This is a genomic window from Caulobacter sp. BE264, assembly GCF_031457805.1.
Taxonomy (GTDB): domain Bacteria; phylum Pseudomonadota; class Alphaproteobacteria; order Caulobacterales; family Caulobacteraceae; genus Caulobacter.
Genome location: NZ_JAVDXI010000001.1, coordinates 36,078 through 52,140 on the forward strand (window position 1 = coordinate 36,078; position 16,063 = coordinate 52,140).

Here is a 16,063-nt window from a genome sequence, read left to right on the forward strand (position 1 = left end):
ATCGCTCTCCGGGGCGTTTTGTTTTAGACCCGCGCCCGCCGCCAGGACGGGCTGCTGAGCGTCAGGCGCGCTTGGCCTTCAGCGCCGCCACCCGCGCCTTGCGGCGTTCCTCGTGGCGGTCCAGCAGTTCCTTCAGATAACGACCGGTCCAGCTGGCCTCGACCTTGGCGACGTCCTGCGGCGAGCCCACCGCGACGATCTCGCCGCCGCCATCGCCGCCCTCTGGGCCGAAGTCCAGCAGCCAGTCAGCGGTCTTCACCACGTCGAGATTGTGCTCGATGACGACCACGGTGTTGCCCTGGTCGGCCAGTTCGTGCAGCACCTCAAGCAGCTTCTTGGTGTCCTCGAAATGCAGGCCGGTGGTCGGCTCGTCGAGGATGTAGAGCGTACGCCCCGTGGCGCGCTTGGACAGCTCCTTGGACAGCTTCACACGCTGGGCCTCGCCGCCCGACAGGGTCGTCGCCTGCTGGCCGACCTTGATGTAGCTGAGGCCGACGCGCTTGAGCGTCTCCATCTTGTCGCGGATCGGCGGCACGGCCTTGAAGAAGTCGGCGGCCTCCTCGACGGTCATGTCCAGCACGTCGGCGATCGTCTTGCCCTTGAACACCACGTCCAGGGTCTCGCGGTTGTAGCGCTTGCCCTTGCAGATATCGCAGGTGACGTAGACGTCGGGCAGGAAGTGCATCTCGATCTTGATGACGCCGTCGCCCTGGCAGGCCTCGCAGCGGCCGCCCTTGACGTTGAAGCTGAACCGGCCTGGGCCATAGCCGCGCGCCTTGCTCTCGGGCAGGCCGGCGAACCAGTCGCGGATCGGCCCGAAGGCGCCGGTATAGGTCGCCGGGTTCGAGCGCGGGGTGCGACCGATCGGGCTCTGGTCGATGTCGATGACCTTGTCGAAGTGCTCCAGGCCCTCAATGCGCTCGTGCGGGGCGGGGGCGTCGCTGGCGTTGTTCAGCCGGCGCGCGGCGGCCTTGTAGAGCGTCTCGATCGTGAAGGTCGACTTGCCGCCCCCCGACACGCCGGTGATGCAGGTGAAGGTGCCGACGGGGATCTCGGCCGTGACGCCCTTGAGGTTGTTGCCGGTGGCGCCGACGACGCGCAGCATCTTCTTCTTGCTGAACGGGCGGCGCTGTTCGGGCACCTCGATCTCGCGGGCGCCAGTCAGGTACTGGCCCGTCAGGCTCTTGGGATTGGCCATGATCTCGGCCGGCTTGCCCTGGGCGACGATCTCGCCGCCGTGGACGCCGGCGGCCGGACCCATGTCGATCACATAGTCGGCGGTGAGGATGGCTTCCTCGTCGTGCTCGACGACCAGCACCGAGTTGCCGAGGTCCCGCAGGCCCTGCAGCGAGGTCAGCAGGCGGGTGTTGTCGCGTTGGTGCAGACCGATCGACGGCTCGTCCAGCACGTAGAGCACACCCGTAAGGCCCGAGCCGATCTGGCTGGCCAGGCGGATACGTTGGCTCTCGCCGCCCGACAGCGTGCCAGAGCCGCGCGACATGTTCAGGTAGTCCAGGCCCACATCGACGAGGAACCGCAGGCGGTCGTTGATCTCCTTCAGGATCCGCCGGGCGATCTCCATCTGTTTGGCGGTCAGCTGGTCTTCCAGGCCGCTGAACCAGTCCCGGGCGGGCCGGATCGCCATCATCGAGACCTCGGCGATGTCCTTGCCGGACACCTTCACCGCCAGGGCCTCGGGCTTCAGGCGCTTGCCGTGGCAGGTTTCGCAGGGGGTGTCAGACTGGAAGCGGCCCAGCTCCTCGCGCACCCAGCTGGAGTCGGTTTCACGCCAGCGACGCTCGAGGTTCGGCAGCACGCCCTCGAAGGGCTTTTCGACCTCGTACTTCCGGGCGTTGTCGTCATAGACGAACTTGATCTTCTGGCCTTTCGAGCCGTTCAGCACGACGTCGCGGGCGTCTGCCGACAGCTTGTGCCACGGCTCGTCCATCGAGAAGCCGTAGTGCCGCGCCAGGGCTTGCAGGGTCTGGGTGTAGAGCGGCGAGGGGCCCTTGGCCCAAGGCGCCACCGCGCCGCCGTGCAGGGTGCGGTCCTTGTCAGGGATGACGAGGTCGGCGTCGAAGGCCAGCTTCGCGCCCAGGCCGTCGCAGACCGGGCAGGCGCCGGCCGGATTGTTGAACGAGAACAGGCGCGGTTCGATCTCGGCGATGGTGAAACCGCTGACCGGGCAGGCGAAGCGCTCCGAGAACAGAATCCGCTTGGGCTCGGTCTCGCCTTCCTCCAGCGTGGCGAACTCGGCCACGGCCAGGCCGTCGGCCAGGCGCAGGGCCTGTTCGATGGAGTCGGCGAGGCGCTGCTCCATGTCGGGCTTGGTCACCACGCGGTCCACGACCACGTCGATGTCGTGCTTGAACTTCTTGTCGAGGGCCGGGGCGTCCTCGATCGGGTAGTACTGCCCGTCGATCTTCAGGCGCTGGAAGCCGGCCTTCTGCCACTCGGCGATCTCTTTCTTGTACTCGCCCTTGCGGTCGCGAACGACGGGGGCCAGCAGGTAGAGCCGCGTGCCCTCGGGCAGGGCGGTGATCTTGTCGACCATCTGGCTGATGGTCTGACTCTCGATCGGCAGGCCGGTGGCGGGGGAGTAGGGGACCCCGACCCGTGCCCACAGCAGGCGCATGTAATCGTGGATCTCGGTCACCGTGCCGACGGTCGAGCGCGGGTTGCGGCTGGTGGTCTTCTGCTCGATCGAGATCGCCGGCGAGAGACCTTCGATCAGATCCACGTCCGGCTTGCTCATCAGCTCCAGGAACTGACGCGCATAGGCCGAGAGGCTCTCCACGTAACGGCGCTGGCCCTCCGCGTAGATCGTGTCGAAGGCCAGGGACGACTTGCCCGAGCCCGACAGGCCGGTCAGCACGACCAGCTCGCCGCGCGGGATGTCGACGCTAACGTCCTTGAGATTGTGCTCACGGGCGCCGCGAACGCGGATGAAGTTCAGTTGCTCAGCCATGATGTCCGGAACGTTGGACCGCGACATCGGTCGCGGCGCAGCGGCTATATGTAGGGCTCAGCGCGCGGATTAACACAAGAACAAGATGCGAACAAATGTCGCGCGCGCGCGCTGCGCCGCCTGCTGACAGATACTGTCAGCAGTGCGCGCTTGAACGGCGTTCGTTCGCAATCCCTAAACCCTGTTTGGAAGCGTCATCTTTAGGCTGAGCATGTTTCTTCGGTCACGCCCGGGCGAGATCCCGGCGTTGAGGGAAGAACGCTCATGGCCAAGAAGGCCGCCGAAAGCGGGAAGCAGGAAGCCAAGCATGACGCGTTCGACGCGCTGAAGGCTCCCAAGCCGCGCTCGATCGTCATCGACATGCTGGTGTTTGTCGGCGGGATCGGATCTCTGATCTATGTCCTGAACACCATGACGCCCAACTAGGCCACTAATCGCCGCGCTTGCCGAACGCTGTTCGCAAGCGTAGACACCGTGCCTTCCCATCCGATGGAGGCCCCCATGATCAGCAAGCCGGAAGACCGCTTCGTCCTTCCCGTTTCCCTGACCGTGGGCTCAAATGTCCTTCATCACCTTGGATTCCGTTTCCGCCGCCACGCCTGACGGCCGGCTTCTTTTCGAAAATCTGAACCTGACCATCGGGTCTGAGCGCATCGGTCTCGTTGGCCGTAACGGCGTGGGCAAGAGCACCTTGCTGGGGTTGATCGCCGGCGCGCGGGCGCCAAGATCCGGAACCATCGCCAAGACCGGCTCCGTCGGGGTCCTGGAACAGACGCCGGACCTTTCCAACCAGATCCGAGTGGTGGACCTGCTTGGCGTCGGCGCGGCCTGGGATCGCTTGTCGCGTATTGAACGTGGCGCGGCCGATGACGCCGATCTTTGCGACGCCGACTGGACCTTGCCAGCCAGGCTTGACCAGGCCTTGTCCGATGTCGGCCTGACGGGCCTGGACGTCGAGCGTCCGGCGCCGTCGCTTTCGGGCGGCCAGGCGACCCGCGTGGGCCTCGCGCGGCTGCTGCTCGCCGCGCCCGACGTTCTGCTTCTAGACGAGCCCACAAACAATCTCGACGCCGAGGCGCGCAGGGTGATTGCTCGACTGCTAGCCCGCTGGCGGGGCGGGGCGGTGGTCGTCAGCCACGATCGCGCCCTGCTGCGCGACATGGACCGGATCGTCGAGCTCTCATCGCTGGGCGCGCGGTCCTATGGCGGCGGCTATGACCTCTACGCGGAGCGCAAGGCGCTGGAGGTCGAGGCCGCCCAGCGCGATCTCGACCACGCCGAGCGCGAGGTGAGGCGCGTGGCTCGGGAGGTTCAGGTGGCCCGCGAGCGCAAGGCTCGTCGCGACGCCGCCGGTCGCCGCTTCGCTGACCGGGGCGGGACGCCGAAGATCCTGCTCGGCGCCATGGCGGAGCGGGCCGAGAACAGCGGGGGCAGGGAAGACAAGCTCGCCGAAAGGCTGGCTGCCCAGGCGCAGGCCGCCAAGGCGTCGGCCGAGGCGCACGTAGAGCGGGCCAGAGCGTTGGGTTTTGCGCTGCCAACCAGCGGTCTGTCCGAAGGGCGAACAGTCCTGGCGCTGGACGATGTCGCTTTCGCCTGGCCGGGCGGCGAGCCTGTCATCGACGCCTCTTCCTTGCGGATCACGGGTCCGGAGCGCGTGGCGCTGAGCGGTCCGAACGGCGCGGGCAAGACCACGCTCATCCGTTTGATCACCGGCGCGCTGCCGCCAACGCACGGCTCGGTGCGGCTGGGCGCGCCGTTCGCGCTGCTCGACCAGCGCGCCGCCCTGTTGCGGGACGACCAGACGATCCTGGAGAACTTCCAGCGCCTGAACCCGAGCGCGGGGCTCAATGAGGCGCATGCGAGCCTTGCGCGGTTCCTGTTTCGCAACACCGCAGCGTATCAGCCGGCGGGGACCTTGAGCGGCGGCGAACGTCTGCGAGCGGCCCTGGCCTGCGTGCTCTGCGCCGCGACCCCGCCCCAGTTGTTGATCCTGGACGAACCGACCAACCACCTGGACCTAGCCTCGATCGAGGCGATCGAAGCTGCGCTGTCGGCCTATGACGGCGCGCTGTTGGTCGTCAGCCATGACGAGGATTTCCTGGCGGCGATCGGCGTCGAGCGGCGGATCGCGCTCAAAAAGCGTGACGGCGCGGATGATGTTGGCTAAAGCTATGTGACCGGTAACATCGAGCGTGACTCGAAGATCCGCGGCACAGGGCGAGGACGATATGGACGGCGGTCGAGATCATCCGCTGAGGGTGGCGCTGAGCGAGCTGATGCATCTGAGGGCGCTGCCGCTGGACCGCGCGCCGGTCCGGCTGCGCCAATGGGTTTTCCTGGTGGACGCCGCTGATCGTGGCGCCGAAGCCGCCTTCGTCGGCTTGGTCGCGCCGGGCCAGGATCCAGCGCTCGGTCGGGTCCTGGTGGCCGACGAGGGGGGCGGCTGGCTCTGGGAGCGGCATCAGGAGTTCTCGACCTGGACGTGGTTCGCCTACGGGCCGCTGGGTGACTCGCTGGGGTTCGACGCTCAGCCGTCGGAGATCTTTTTTTGGCTCTATGGCGCGCCTGGCGAAGTTTTTCGCGGCGTCGAGATCTCGGTCTCCGCGCCGGGCGCGACTCCACCCGACGAGGCGGTGCTGGGGCGCCATATCGACCTGCATCGCTGCGTCTCGTGCGAGGTCTTCGACGGCGCGGCGCGGATCTGGAGCGACTTCCGCCTGCGCGAGGGCGGGACCGGTCGCATCCACGTCGCCAACCACGGCCTCGCCCATGACGAGGTGTCGCGGCTGGTCCAGACCCTGCTCGAGATCGGCAACTATCGAAAGCTGGCCCTGATCGGCTTCCCGCCGGCGCGCGAACTGCTGGCCTGGCTGGACGGGGCCGAGGCCCGGCTGGCGGCGATCACCAGCGGACTGGCGACGGGCGACGACAGTCAGGCGGTTCTGGATCAGCTCCTGGCGCTGTCGGCCGAGGTGGAGCTGCGGGCGGCGAAGAACCAGTTTCGGCGTGGCGCGACCGAGTCGTATCACCGGCTGACACTGGATCGCCTTGAAGCTCTGCGCGAGCGCCGGGCGCCCGGCCACTCGACCATGAGCGAGTTCATCGCCCGACGCCTGCTGCCGGCCATGCGCACCCGAGAGGCGGCCGATCGGCGGCTTGACGATCTCTCGCTGCGGATCGCGCGCAGCGGCGACCTTCTGCGCACCAAGCTCGGCCTGGTCCAGGACCGCCAGAACCAGGAAACCCTGCGCGGCATGGACGCCAGCCTGCAACTGCAGACCAAGCTGCAGGGGCTCGTCGAGGGGCTGTCGATCTTTGCGGTCGGCTACTATGTCCTGGGTCTGCTGGGCTATCTGCTCAAGCCCTGGCTCCACGGCTGGCCCGGCGGCGCCGAGCTTTTGTTGTCGGGCCTCGTTCCCTTGGTCCTGATCGTGGCCGCCGCCAGCCTGCATCGCCGCAAGAAGCGGTTGATCGGCGGGCGGGACTAGCTCTTAGTCCCGGGCTTGGACCTCGACGCCTTCATCCGCGAACGCCTGCCGCTGGAGCCCGCGCCCGGCGTTTCCGAGGTGCGGCTGCATTGCGCCGGACCGCGTAGCGGCCTGTCGCGGCTGGCCGAAGCCGACGCTGATTTCGGCTCGCCCTACTGGGCCCGACCTTGGGGCGGGGGACTGGTCTTGGCGCGGCATGTTCTGGACAAGCCCCAGACTGTGACGGGGCGGCGCGTGCTGGATCTGGGCGCGGGATCAGGACTGGTGGCGATCGCGGCGGCCCTGGCGGGCGCGGCGGACGTGATGGCGGTGGATGTCGATCCCTGCGCCGTCGCAGCGGCGCGGCTGAACGCCCAGGCCAATGGCGTCGCCGTTCGGTGCCTGCGGACCGATTTGCTGGAGGGCGAGCCGCCCGAGGTTGATCTCGTGTTGGTCGGGGATCTGTTCTACGCGCCGGACCTGGCGACCCGGACCGAGGCTTTCCTGCGCCGATGTCGCGCGGCCGGCCTTATGGTGCTGATCGGAGATCCCTGGCGCGCGCCACTGCCGATTAAGCGCTTGCGCGTGTTGGCGCGCCACGCTGTGACCGATTACGGCGATCCAAGCGGGGCGAGCCGCGAGGCCGCCGTCTTCGAACTGATCTAACTCAAGCCTTGCGATTCAGCGTGATCGCAGCGCCATGTTGCGGGCGGTCATTGACCATGCCGCCGGCGCCATAGGTGGTGGCCGGCGCCGCGCGTTGGCTGGCGACTTCCTGGGCGATCGCATGGACCAGGCCCTCTGTGACGATCTTGGCCGCTTCCACGGCGCGCGACTGACGGGCGAGGACCGCGTCAAAGGCCTCGGTCGCGCGCATTAGGCGCTGGCGAAGCTCCAGGCGCGCGCTCTCGACCAGGGCGACATTGGCCCGAACCCGCATCGACTCGTGACGATAGAGGTTGGCCAGCTTCGAGGTCTCCTCGACGTGCTGGGCCGCGTCATGCGGACGGTGGGTCTCGAACGCGACGGCCTGTTTGGCGATCAGGTCGGTCAGGCGCTCGGTCAGCAGGATCAACTGGTGGACGCGATCATCGGCGTCTACGGCGGCGATGGCCATGACTTACTCCTTCAGGCCCTGAAGCTTCAGCATTTCGCGCTGGATTGAGGAGGCAAGGCCGACGCCGCCGGCCTTGGCGATCTCTTTGGACATGGCGTCGGTCAGGATCGACTTGAACATCGCCTCGCCGTTGCCGCCGCCGAAGGGCGCGGAGGTTTTCACGCCCTCGAACATCTGCTGGGTCATCACCGACAGGAACGAGGCCTCGAAATTCTTGGCGGTCTCGGCGATGCGGGCGCGCTTGGCCTTCTCCTCGACCGACGTCACCAGTTGCTTGGCGGTGGTCGCGGCGGCGTCGATGCGTGGGGTGCTGGTCAGGGCGGATAGGACGGTCATCACATCACCTCGATATCGGCTTGCAGCGCGCCCGCAGCCTTCACAGCCTGCAGGATCGAGATCATGTCGCGCGGCGTGACGCCAAGCGCGTTGAGGCCGCCGATCAGGCTCTTCAGTGAGGGGGCGCCGCCGAGGGTGAGAAGCTTCTTGCCCTTCTCTTCCTCGACATTGACCGTCGATTGCGGAACCACGGCGGTCTGGCCCTGGCTGAAAGGGGCCGGCTGGCTGACGCCGGGGGTCTCTTGGACCGTGATCGTCAGGTTGCCCTGGGCGATGGCGACCTGGCTGATGCGCACGTCGTCGCCCATGACGATGACGCCGGCCACTTCGTCGATCACCACCTTGGCCGGACCGTCGGGCTCGACCGTCAGGTTCTCGATGTTGGTCATGAAGCTGATCATGTCCATGCCGGGGGGAGGGCGGGTGGCGATGATCGTGGGGTTCTGGGCCTGCGCGCAGCCGGGGAACTTGGCGTTGATGGCGTCGGCGATGCGGCGGGCGGTGGTGAAGTCCGGATTGCGCAGCGTCAGGCGCATGATGTCCATATTGACCATCTGGAAGCCGGTCTCGCGCTCGATGACGCCGCCGCCCGCGATGCGACCGGCCGTGGGCACGCCCTTGGTGACCGAGCTGCCCGAGGCGCCGCCGGCCGAGACCGAACCGGTCTGCACCGTGCCCTGCGCCACCGCGTAGGTCTGACCGTCCGCGCCCTGCAGGCTAGTGACCAGCAGGGTGCCGCCCAGCAGGCTCTTGGCGTCGCCGAGGGTCGAGACGGTGACGTCGACCTTGGATCCTGAGGCGGAGAACGGCGGCAGGTTGGCCGTGACCATGACTGCGGCGGTGTTCTTGGTGTTCAGGTTGTTGTCGCGGACATTGACGCCCTGCCGCTCGAGCATCGCCTCCAGGCTCTGCTTGGTCATCGGGGCGTTGCGCAGGCTATCGCCGGTGCCGTTGAGGCCAACGACGATGCCATAACCGATCAACTGGTTCTCGCGAACGCCCTCGAAGGCGACGATGTCCTTGATCCGCGACTTGGCCAGGGCGGGCGCGCCCACCAGGCAAGACGCGGCGACCAGGGCGGTCAGAACGGTGCGAAAGAATGAACGCGGCATGGCTGTCCCGTGGCGGGGAGACGTCCCCGCGCCGCCCCCTGCCAGAAGCGGGCCAGTTTCATGAACGTGTCCAATCCCTTGTGACTCAAGGGATTCTGCGATGGGCGGCCGTATAGCCGGCGCCTCGCGGCAGATTCTGCCCGGCATTAACCATACTTCAAGCGCCGGGGCTGATAGTGATTGGTGTGGCGAGGTCAGTGACTCGCGCGCGTGGCTTTTGGAGCTGTCGGATGAAGGTTTCCAGCACGGGGGGCGTCTCGGCGACCGGCGCGTCGCGGGCCAAGCCGGCCGGTGGATCGTCGGGTTTTTCCCTGCCTTCGGTTAACGCCGCCAGCGGTGCGGCCAGCACGGCCTCGGTCGGGGGGCTCACGGGCGTCGGATCGGTCGACGCGCTCCTCGCGCTGCAAGCGGCAGGCCCGGTCGGGGGTCCGCTGGAGCGCCGCAAGCGGGCGGTGCGCCGCGCCGACAATATCCTCGATATCCTGGGCGAAGTTCGCATCGCCCTGATCGACGGCGAGATCTCGCACGGCGCTCTGGATCGTCTGTCGCGCGCGATCCGCGAGCAGCGCGACGCCACCGACGACCCCCGCCTGGAGGGGGTTCTCAACGAGATCGAGACCCGCGCCGCCGTCGAGCTGGCCAAGCTGCAGGTCAGGGCCGGGTAGCATGGTTTGGTCGGAGATCCGAGCCGCACGATCTCCGCGCCGCGCTTGGTCCGCTCGCGCGTTTTGTCTGCATCATCGTCGCGCTTCCGGTCTCCGCGAGCGAAAGTGTTCCTCTGAACGCGCCGCTCACGCGAGGTTCATTGAACGCGGCTCACCTTTTGGTATAAGCACCCGGCCTTCGAGGGCTGAGTTCATTGGGGCGTGAGGCGTTAATGCAAACGGCCACAGTTCTAGTAGAGAAATCCGACTATCGTCCTTCCGAGGACGAGCCTTTTATGAACGACCGGCAGCTTGAGTATTTCAAGCAGAAGCTGCTGGCCTGGAAGGAAGAGATCCTCCGCGAATCTCGCGAGACGGTTTCCCATCTCCAGAAAGAAACCGAGAACCACGCCGATCTGGCCGATCGCGCGTCTTCGGAAACTGATCGAGCTCTTGAGCTTCGTACCCGTGATCGCCAACGCAAGCTGATCTCCAAGATCGACCAGGCCCTGCGCCGCGTCGAAGACGGCTCGTATGGCTATTGCGAGGAGACGGGCGAGCCGATCGGCCTGGCCCGACTGGAAGCTCGCCCGACGGCGACCATGAGCGTCGAGGCCCAGGAACGTCACGAGCGCCGCGAACGCGTCCACCGCGACGACTAAGCGCCGACTTGGCGCGCCCTCCGGGGCGACTGGTGTGTTTTGAAGCGGCCTTGGGCGGGGAGCCTGGGGCCGCTTTTGTTTTTCGACACCGCTCTTGCAAGCGCGTGCAGGTCGCCGGACAGTCCACGGCATGAAAAAGCTTTCGACATTCCGCTGGGCCGTTGCTGCGGCCCTTGTCGCCATCGGGTCTGCTTCCATGGCCCATGCCGCTGATCCGCCGGCGACCGAGCGTTGGTGGAGCCACGTCAAGGTTTTGGCCGACGACGGCATGGAAGGCCGCCTGGCCGGGACGCCCGGCTACGACCGCGCTGCGGCCTATGTCGCCGACCGCTTCGCCGCCCACGGCCTGAAACCCGCCGGGACGCAGGGCTACCTGCAATCGGTGGCGTTCGCCGTGCAGCGCGTCTTCCCGGATCGTTCCTCTGTCACCTTGACCACGGCCGGCGTGTCGACGCCGCTCGTTCTGGGGGACGATCTGGTGCTGACCGCCCGGATCGCCCAGCCGGCGAACCTTCCCGACGCGCCTCTGGTCTTCATCGGCTATGGGCTGCACATGCCGGAAGTCGGACACGATGACTTCGCTGGCGTCGATCTGCGCGGCAAGGTCGCCGTGGTGCTGAGTGGCGGCCCCTCGAACGTTTCAGCCTCGCTGCGCGCTCACGCCGCTCGGGAACGCTGGGAGCCGCTTGAGAAGGCTGGCGCCGTTGGCCTGATCTCCATCCAGAACCCCAAGCAGGTCGAGATTCCATGGGCGCGCTCCAAGCTCCGCGCGACCGAACCGGCCATGCGTCTTGCTGATCCGGCGCTGAACCCTGTGAAGGGAGAATTCTTCACCGCCGCCATGAACCCGGCCCAAGCCGGCAAGTTGTTTGCCGCGTCCGGGCGGACTCTGGAAGACCTGCTGGTCCTGGCTGACGCGGGCAAGGCGCTGCCCGGCTTTGCGCTGAACCAGAGCGTTAAGGCGACGGTGGCGCGGGAGACGACCTCGGCCGTATCGCCGAACGTCGTCGCCCTGCTGCCCGGCTCGGACCCCGTCCTGTCAAACGAGTATGTCGTCCTCACCGCACACCTCGACGGTCTGGGCGTGGGGGCCGCCATTGACGGCGACGCGATCAACAATGGGGCGATGGACAACGCCAGCGGCGTGGCTTCGCTGATTGAGCAGGCCGCCGCTCTGAAGACGGGGACGCCGCCTAAGCGCTCGATCCTGTTCGTCGCCGTGACAGCGGAGGAGCAGGGACTGCTGGGCTCGCAGTACTTCGCCGAGCGGCCGACCGTGACCAAGAGCGCCATCGTCGCCAACGTGAACATGGACATGTTCATGCCCTCGCGTCCGGCGACGAACATCATTGTGATGGGCGAAGAGGAGTCGACGCTGGGGCCCGTGGCGCGGCGCGCGGCCGCCAGCCAAGGCTTCACCGTGATGCCAGATCCTGCGCCGAACCAGCTCTCGTTCGTACGCTCGGATCAGTACAGCTTCATCCGGACCGGCGTACCGGCCCTGGCCGGTCGTCTGGCCCATCCGGTAGGCTCTCCCGAAGCGGCCGCTGACCGCCAATGGCGCGCCGAGCGCTATCATGGGCCGAAGGATGATCTTTCCCAGCCCTTCGATCTGCCGACGGCGGTACGTTTCAACGCCTATATGGCGACGCTGATCAGCGAGATCGCCAACACGCCCGAGCGCCCGCAATGGCTCCCGAACAGCTTTTTCCGGCGGTTTTCGACCGGAAAGTAGGCCCCGTCGCGCGCGGCTGACCGAGAATGGCCCCAGACCCCTGGGGCCATTTTCTTGTAACGCGCCGGCCCCCTCGGATTGGGAAGGCCGGCGCTCGTAAGCCTACTTCACCGGATTGCCGTCAGCGTCGATGTTCCGAGGCTCAAGGCCCATGGCCTTCAGCTTGGGTTCTACCGTGGCCCGATCACCGACCACGACCCAGACCAGTTCGTCGGGCTTGATCACCTTCTTGGCCGCAGCCGTGGCGGCGTCGAGCGTCACCGAGCGAACATAGTTCGAGTAGTTCTCCGGATAGCTGTCGGGCAGGTTGAAGTTGACCAGTTCAGAGATCGACCCGCCGACGCCAGCGGCGGTTTCCCATGAGCCGGGCAGAGACAGCGTCAGGCTGTTCTGGGCCTTTGCCAGTTCGGCGGCGGTGATCGGCTTGTCGCCGATGATCCCCAGCAGCTCCTTGCGGGCCTCGGCGAACGACTCGGCGGTCTTGTCGGTTTGGACAGGGGCGTAGGCCTGGAACAGGCGCGTGCCGCGGGCGGCGCGCACGAAGCTGCCGGCGCCGTAGGACCAGTGCTTGTCCTCGCGCAGGTTCATGTTCAGGCGTGAGACGAAGTCGCCGCCGAACAGGGTGTTCATGACGTCGATCGCGGCTTCATCGCTGGGATCACGAGCAGGGACCAGATTACCAACCATCAGCATCGACTGCTGGGCGCCTGGCTTGTCGATCAGATAGACCGCGCCCTTGCCCGGCGTGGCGGTGACCGGCGGCTTGGCCTTGGCCTGGGCGCCCGTCCAGCTCCCCAGCTGAGCCTCCAGCTTGGGCATGATCTGGTCCAGCGTGGTGTCGCCGACGATGATCAGGGTGGCGTCCTTCGGCTGCAGCCACGCCTTCTGGTAGGCGATCAGGTCGTCGCGCGTGATCGAGCCGACGCTGGCCTCGGTCGAGAGCACGCCATAGGGGCTGGATGGGCCATAGGCGAGCACCGGCAGGATCCGCGAAGCCATGGCGTTCGGACTCTGCTTGGCCTGCTGGATGCCGGCGATCGACAGGCGCTTGCGACGGGTCAGGTCCTCCGGCGTGTAGGCCGGGTTGCGCAGGATGTCCGCATAGAGCGCCAGGGCCGGATCAAGGGTGGTGGTCAGGGTGTTCAGCGAGACCGTCGAAGTATCGAGGCCGTTGCTGGTGCGCACCGACGCGCCCAGTTGGGCCAGCTCACGGCTCAGGGTGAGGTTGTCGCGTTGGGTGGTGCCCTCGGTCATCATGCCCACCGCCAGCGAGGAGACGCCGGCCTTGCCGGCGGTCTCGGCCGCCTGGCCGGCGTCGAACAACAGGCTCAGCTGGACCTGCGGCGTCTCATGACGCTCGGCCAGCACGACCTTCAGACCGTTCGAAAGGACGCCCCGGTGCAGCTTGACGAAGCTCGGCGGCTTCTGGGCGCCGACCTCAGGCATCGCCTTGCGGTCGGCGCCGACGGCGGCGGCCTTGTAGTTGGGGAAGGGGCTGACGGTCAGGGTGAAGTCCCCGTCGCTCAGCCACCTGCGGCCCGCCGCCACCAGATCAGAAGCCTTGGCCGCTTTCACGCGCTCCAGGCTGTGCTTATAGGCGCCGGCGTCTCCCAGATAGACTTGGTTCTGGGCCAGAATATCGGACTTGCCCCCAAACCCGCCGATCCGCTCGGCGCCGCGCACCACGTTAGCCAGGTTGTTTGTGCGGACCTTGGCCACTTCCTCAGGCGTGGGTCCATCGCGCAGCAGGCGCTGGAACTCTTCGTCAAAGGCCTTTTCGACGGCCGCTGGATCACCGCCCGGCTTCACGGTCAGGGTGACCAGGAACTGGCCGCCGATCTCGCTGGGGCTGACGCCGGCGCTGACGGCGGTCGCGGTCTGGTCGGTGAACACCAGGCGCTTGTAGAAGGCGCGAGGTCTTGTCCGAGACCAGCACTTCGCCCAGCAGGTCCAGATAGTCGGTGTCAGCCGCGCCGAAGCCCGGCGTGTTCCACACCTTGTAGATGCGGGTTTGCGGCACGCGGTCCTGCATCTCGGCGCGTTGCGAGCCGCTGCGCTTGGCGATCCATTCCTTCTGGCGCGTCACCGGCGGGCCCGATGGGATGTCGCCAAAGTACTTCTCGGCCTTGGCCTTGGCTTCCGCGACGGTGATGTCGCCGGCCAGGACCAGCGTCGCGTTCGCCGGGCCGTAGTAGTTCTTGAACCAGGTTTTCACGTCGTCGAGCGAGGCGGCGTCGAGATCGGCCATCGAGCCGATGACCGAATGGCCGTACGGGTGATCCTTGGGATAGGTGCTCTCGGTGATGATGTCCCAGACCTGACCGTAGGGCTGGTTCTCGCCCTGGCGCTTCTCGTTCTGGACGACGCCGCGCTGCTCATCCAGCTTGGCTTTATCGATGGCGTTGACCAGCCAGCCCATCCGGTCGCTTTCCAGCCACAGCACCTGGTCCAGGGCCGCCGTCGGCACGTTCTGGAAGTAGTTTGTACGGTCCTCGTTGGTGGTCCCGTTCATGTCGGTGGCGCCCAGCTTCTCCAGCGCCTTGAACCAGTCGTCGTTGAAGTGCTCCGAGCCGTTGAACATCAAATGTTCGAACAGGTGCGCGAAGCCGGTCTTGCCCACCGGCTCGTTCTTGGAGCCGACATGGTACCAGATGTTCACCGCGACGATCGGCGCCTTGTGGTCCTCGTGGACGATGACGGTCAGGCCGTTCGACAGCTTGAAGGTCGTGTGCGGGATGTCGATGCTTGGCAAGCTCGAGGGCATCGCGCCCGTCACCTTGGCCGCAGCCTTCGGCGGCGCGGCCTTGGCGGGGGCGGCGGCCAGCGCCGGCGAGGCGGCGACAAGGGCCGCGATGGCGGCGGACGCGAACAGCTTCTTCATGGTCATTCCAGCTTGGAGGGCGCTCCCCGATGAGCGGGCGCACCGTAGGTTGCGTTCTGGGGGGCTGGCAAGCATCCGGGGGCGCAGTTTGACCCTTGGGACTACCAGAGGGTTTTGGCCGCGCGATCCGGCCATCCGCGATCATAGGTCTCGCCGCCGATCTCGCCGCCCGTGGCGGCCGCAAGCATCGCGCCAGGCGTCGGAAGAGACCTTGGGTCCACCTGGCTTTCCATCGCCCAGAGCCCGGAGCGCACGATCGCGCGGGCGCATTGGAAGTAGGCTTCCTCGATGGTCACCACCGTCACGGTGCGCGGCGGCTTGCCGTCCACGGCGAAGCTGTCGAGCAGCGCCGGATCGGTGCTCAGCACCGCGCGGCCGTTGACTCGAAAGGTCGTGCCCGAGCCTGGGATCAGGAACAGCAGGGCCACACGCGGATCGCGGACGATGTTGCGCAAGCTGTCGAGACGGTTGTTTCCCCGCCGGTCCGGCAGCATCAGGGTACGCGGATCGGCGATCCGCACAAAGCCGGGCAGATCACCGCGCGGGCTGCAGTCCAGGCCTTCAGGGCCCACGGTCGCCAGGGCGACGAACGGCGAGGCCTGGATCAGAGCTGCGTAGTAAGGCGTGATATGGTCGGCGACCTTGACCGTCGAGGCCGGAAGGGGCGCCGGCTGATACAGGGCCTCGAGCGCCTCGACGGTGGTGATCTCGTGCATCGCATCCTCCCGTGGCCTCGCTTCTACGAGGCTCTGGCGGGCGCGACAACTCAGGCTGCGAAGGCGCGTGCGCAGGCCTCGGCCAGATGTCGTGGCGAAATCGGTTTGTCGACCACGGGCTTGAGGCCGTCGCGCACCTGGTCGGCGTTGCCGGTGACATAGACGACCGGGATATGACCCAGCTGCCGCTGAATGGCCTCAACCGCCTCGACGCCCGTGCCGCCCACGATACGATAGTCCGCAGTGATCAGGTCGGGCGGATTGGCCAGCGCAAGGGCCAGCGCGTCGCCGGGGCTGTCGGCGATATCAAAACTGGTGAAGCCCTGTTCCGCCAGGAGGGCCTCGACCTCGAACGCGACGAGGATTTCATCCTCGATGATCAACACGTGTCGGGCCTTCTCGTGCTCGGTCATCGCCGCAGCCTT

General features: G+C 66.8%; 14 protein-coding genes and 1 pseudogene. 8 read left to right on the forward strand and 7 right to left on the reverse strand.

Annotation, left to right across the window (positions count from 1 at the left end; genetic code table 11):
* Positions 1 to 61: 61 nt before the first annotated feature.
* A complete protein-coding gene (uvrA, locus tag J2X45_RS00175; protein ID WP_310209615.1) occupies positions 62 to 2,968 on the reverse strand; it encodes an excinuclease ABC subunit UvrA in 2,907 nt (968 codons plus the stop codon).
* Between the two features lie 264 nt (positions 2,969 to 3,232).
* On the opposite strand from uvrA, the gene J2X45_RS00180 reads away from it, so the two are divergent.
* The 5 genes from J2X45_RS00180 (at position 3,233) to J2X45_RS00200 (ending at position 7,101) form a co-directional block, all read left to right on the forward strand.
* Positions 3,233 to 3,394: a hypothetical protein gene (locus J2X45_RS00180; protein ID WP_310209618.1), complete on the forward strand. Its 162-nt coding sequence runs from the start codon at positions 3,233 to 3,235 to the stop codon at positions 3,392 to 3,394.
* Between the two features lie 63 nt (positions 3,395 to 3,457).
* Entirely contained in the window at positions 3,458 to 3,571 is a 114-nt protein-coding gene (locus J2X45_RS00185; protein ID WP_310212036.1) for a hypothetical protein, read from the forward strand.
* On the forward strand, positions 3,528 to 5,135 hold the full coding sequence (locus J2X45_RS00190) for an ABC-F family ATP-binding cassette domain-containing protein (RefSeq protein ID WP_310209621.1): 1,608 nt from the start codon (positions 3,528 to 3,530) through the stop codon (positions 5,133 to 5,135). The genes J2X45_RS00185 and J2X45_RS00190 overlap by 44 nt, the downstream gene beginning before the upstream one ends.
* A 61-nt stretch (positions 5,136 to 5,196) precedes the next feature.
* Entirely contained in the window at positions 5,197 to 6,456 is a 1,260-nt protein-coding gene (locus tag J2X45_RS00195; protein WP_310209624.1) for a DUF3422 family protein, read from the forward strand.
* Between the two features lie 15 nt (positions 6,457 to 6,471).
* Positions 6,472 to 7,101, forward strand: coding sequence for a 50S ribosomal protein L11 methyltransferase (locus J2X45_RS00200; protein ID WP_310209627.1), 630 nt, complete (start codon positions 6,472 to 6,474; stop codon positions 7,099 to 7,101).
* 1 nt (position 7,102) lies between these two features.
* Here the strand turns inward: J2X45_RS00200 and flbY are convergent, their stop codons facing one another.
* The 3 genes from flbY to J2X45_RS00215 are packed head-to-tail and all read right to left on the reverse strand — an operon-like array spanning position 7,103 to position 9,000.
* A complete protein-coding gene (gene flbY / locus J2X45_RS00205; protein ID WP_310209629.1) occupies positions 7,103 to 7,552 on the reverse strand; it encodes a flagellar basal body protein FlbY in 450 nt (149 codons plus the stop codon).
* Positions 7,553 to 7,555: 3 nt separating this feature from the next.
* Positions 7,556 to 7,888 carry a rod-binding protein gene (locus J2X45_RS00210; protein ID WP_310209632.1) on the reverse strand — a complete coding sequence of 111 codons (333 nt, stop codon included), beginning with the start codon at positions 7,886 to 7,888 and terminating at the stop codon, positions 7,556 to 7,558.
* Positions 7,888 to 9,000, reverse strand: a complete 1,113-nt coding sequence (locus J2X45_RS00215; RefSeq protein WP_310209635.1) for a flagellar basal body P-ring protein FlgI — start codon at positions 8,998 to 9,000, stop codon at positions 7,888 to 7,890. The genes J2X45_RS00210 and J2X45_RS00215 overlap by 1 nt, the downstream gene beginning before the upstream one ends.
* Before the next feature lie 230 nt (positions 9,001 to 9,230).
* Between J2X45_RS00215 and fliX the strand changes: the two genes are divergently transcribed.
* The 3 genes from fliX to J2X45_RS00230 all read left to right on the forward strand — a co-directional run bounded on the left by fliX (position 9,231) and on the right by J2X45_RS00230 (position 12,041).
* Complete coding sequence (gene fliX / locus J2X45_RS00220) at positions 9,231 to 9,665, forward strand: flagellar assembly regulator FliX (RefSeq protein WP_310209637.1); 435 nt, start codon at positions 9,231 to 9,233, stop codon at positions 9,663 to 9,665.
* Positions 9,666 to 9,877: 212 nt separating this feature from the next.
* Positions 9,878 to 10,306, forward strand: coding sequence for an RNA polymerase-binding protein DksA (gene dksA / locus J2X45_RS00225; RefSeq protein ID WP_010920436.1), 429 nt, complete (start codon positions 9,878 to 9,880; stop codon positions 10,304 to 10,306).
* A gap of 130 nt (positions 10,307 to 10,436) precedes the next feature.
* Positions 10,437 to 12,041, forward strand: coding sequence for a M28 family metallopeptidase (locus J2X45_RS00230; protein ID WP_310209641.1), 1,605 nt, complete (start codon positions 10,437 to 10,439; stop codon positions 12,039 to 12,041).
* Positions 12,042 to 12,143: 102 nt separating this feature from the next.
* On the opposite strand, the pseudogene J2X45_RS00235 reads toward J2X45_RS00230, so the two are convergent.
* The 3 genes and pseudogenes from J2X45_RS00235 to J2X45_RS00245 all read right to left on the reverse strand — a co-directional run bounded on the left by J2X45_RS00235 (position 12,144) and on the right by J2X45_RS00245 (position 16,051).
* Positions 12,144 to 14,997, reverse strand: a pseudogene (locus tag J2X45_RS00235) (M16 family metallopeptidase).
* Between the two features lie 26 nt (positions 14,998 to 15,023).
* A complete protein-coding gene (locus J2X45_RS00240; protein ID WP_310209643.1) occupies positions 15,024 to 15,638 on the reverse strand; it encodes a pyridoxamine 5'-phosphate oxidase family protein in 615 nt (204 codons plus the stop codon).
* Positions 15,639 to 15,688: 50 nt separating this feature from the next.
* Positions 15,689 to 16,051, reverse strand: a complete 363-nt coding sequence (locus tag J2X45_RS00245) for a response regulator (RefSeq protein ID WP_096050685.1) — start codon at positions 16,049 to 16,051, stop codon at positions 15,689 to 15,691.
* Positions 16,052 to 16,063 lie beyond the last annotated feature (12 nt).

What these genes read in the sequence shown, in the direction of transcription:
- flbY (WP_310209629.1), bottom strand. Translation starts at nt 7,552, where the DNA reads ATGGCCATCGCCGCCGTAGACGCCGATGATCGCGTCCACCAGTTGATC.
- J2X45_RS00180 (WP_310209618.1), top strand. Translation starts at nt 3,233, where the DNA reads ATGGCCAAGAAGGCCGCCGAAAGCGGGAAGCAGGAAGCCAAGCATGAC.
- J2X45_RS00230 (WP_310209641.1), top strand. Translation starts at nt 10,437, where the DNA reads ATGAAAAAGCTTTCGACATTCCGCTGGGCCGTTGCTGCGGCCCTTGTC.
- J2X45_RS00210 (WP_310209632.1), bottom strand. Translation starts at nt 7,888, where the DNA reads ATGACCGTCCTATCCGCCCTGACCAGCACCCCACGCATCGACGCCGCC.
- J2X45_RS00190 (WP_310209621.1), top strand. Translation starts at nt 3,528, where the DNA reads ATGTCCTTCATCACCTTGGATTCCGTTTCCGCCGCCACGCCTGACGGC.
- fliX (WP_310209637.1), top strand. Translation starts at nt 9,231, where the DNA reads ATGAAGGTTTCCAGCACGGGGGGCGTCTCGGCGACCGGCGCGTCGCGG.
- uvrA (WP_310209615.1), bottom strand. Translation starts at nt 2,968, where the DNA reads ATGGCTGAGCAACTGAACTTCATCCGCGTTCGCGGCGCCCGTGAGCAC.
- J2X45_RS00240 (WP_310209643.1), bottom strand. Translation starts at nt 15,638, where the DNA reads ATGCACGAGATCACCACCGTCGAGGCGCTCGAGGCCCTGTATCAGCCG.
- J2X45_RS00185 (WP_310212036.1), top strand. Translation starts at nt 3,458, where the DNA reads ATGGAGGCCCCCATGATCAGCAAGCCGGAAGACCGCTTCGTCCTTCCC.
- J2X45_RS00215 (WP_310209635.1), bottom strand. Translation starts at nt 9,000, where the DNA reads ATGCCGCGTTCATTCTTTCGCACCGTTCTGACCGCCCTGGTCGCCGCG.
- J2X45_RS00245 (WP_096050685.1), bottom strand. Translation starts at nt 16,051, where the DNA reads ATGACCGAGCACGAGAAGGCCCGACACGTGTTGATCATCGAGGATGAA.
- J2X45_RS00195 (WP_310209624.1), top strand. Translation starts at nt 5,197, where the DNA reads ATGGACGGCGGTCGAGATCATCCGCTGAGGGTGGCGCTGAGCGAGCTG.
- dksA (WP_010920436.1), top strand. Translation starts at nt 9,878, where the DNA reads ATGCAAACGGCCACAGTTCTAGTAGAGAAATCCGACTATCGTCCTTCC.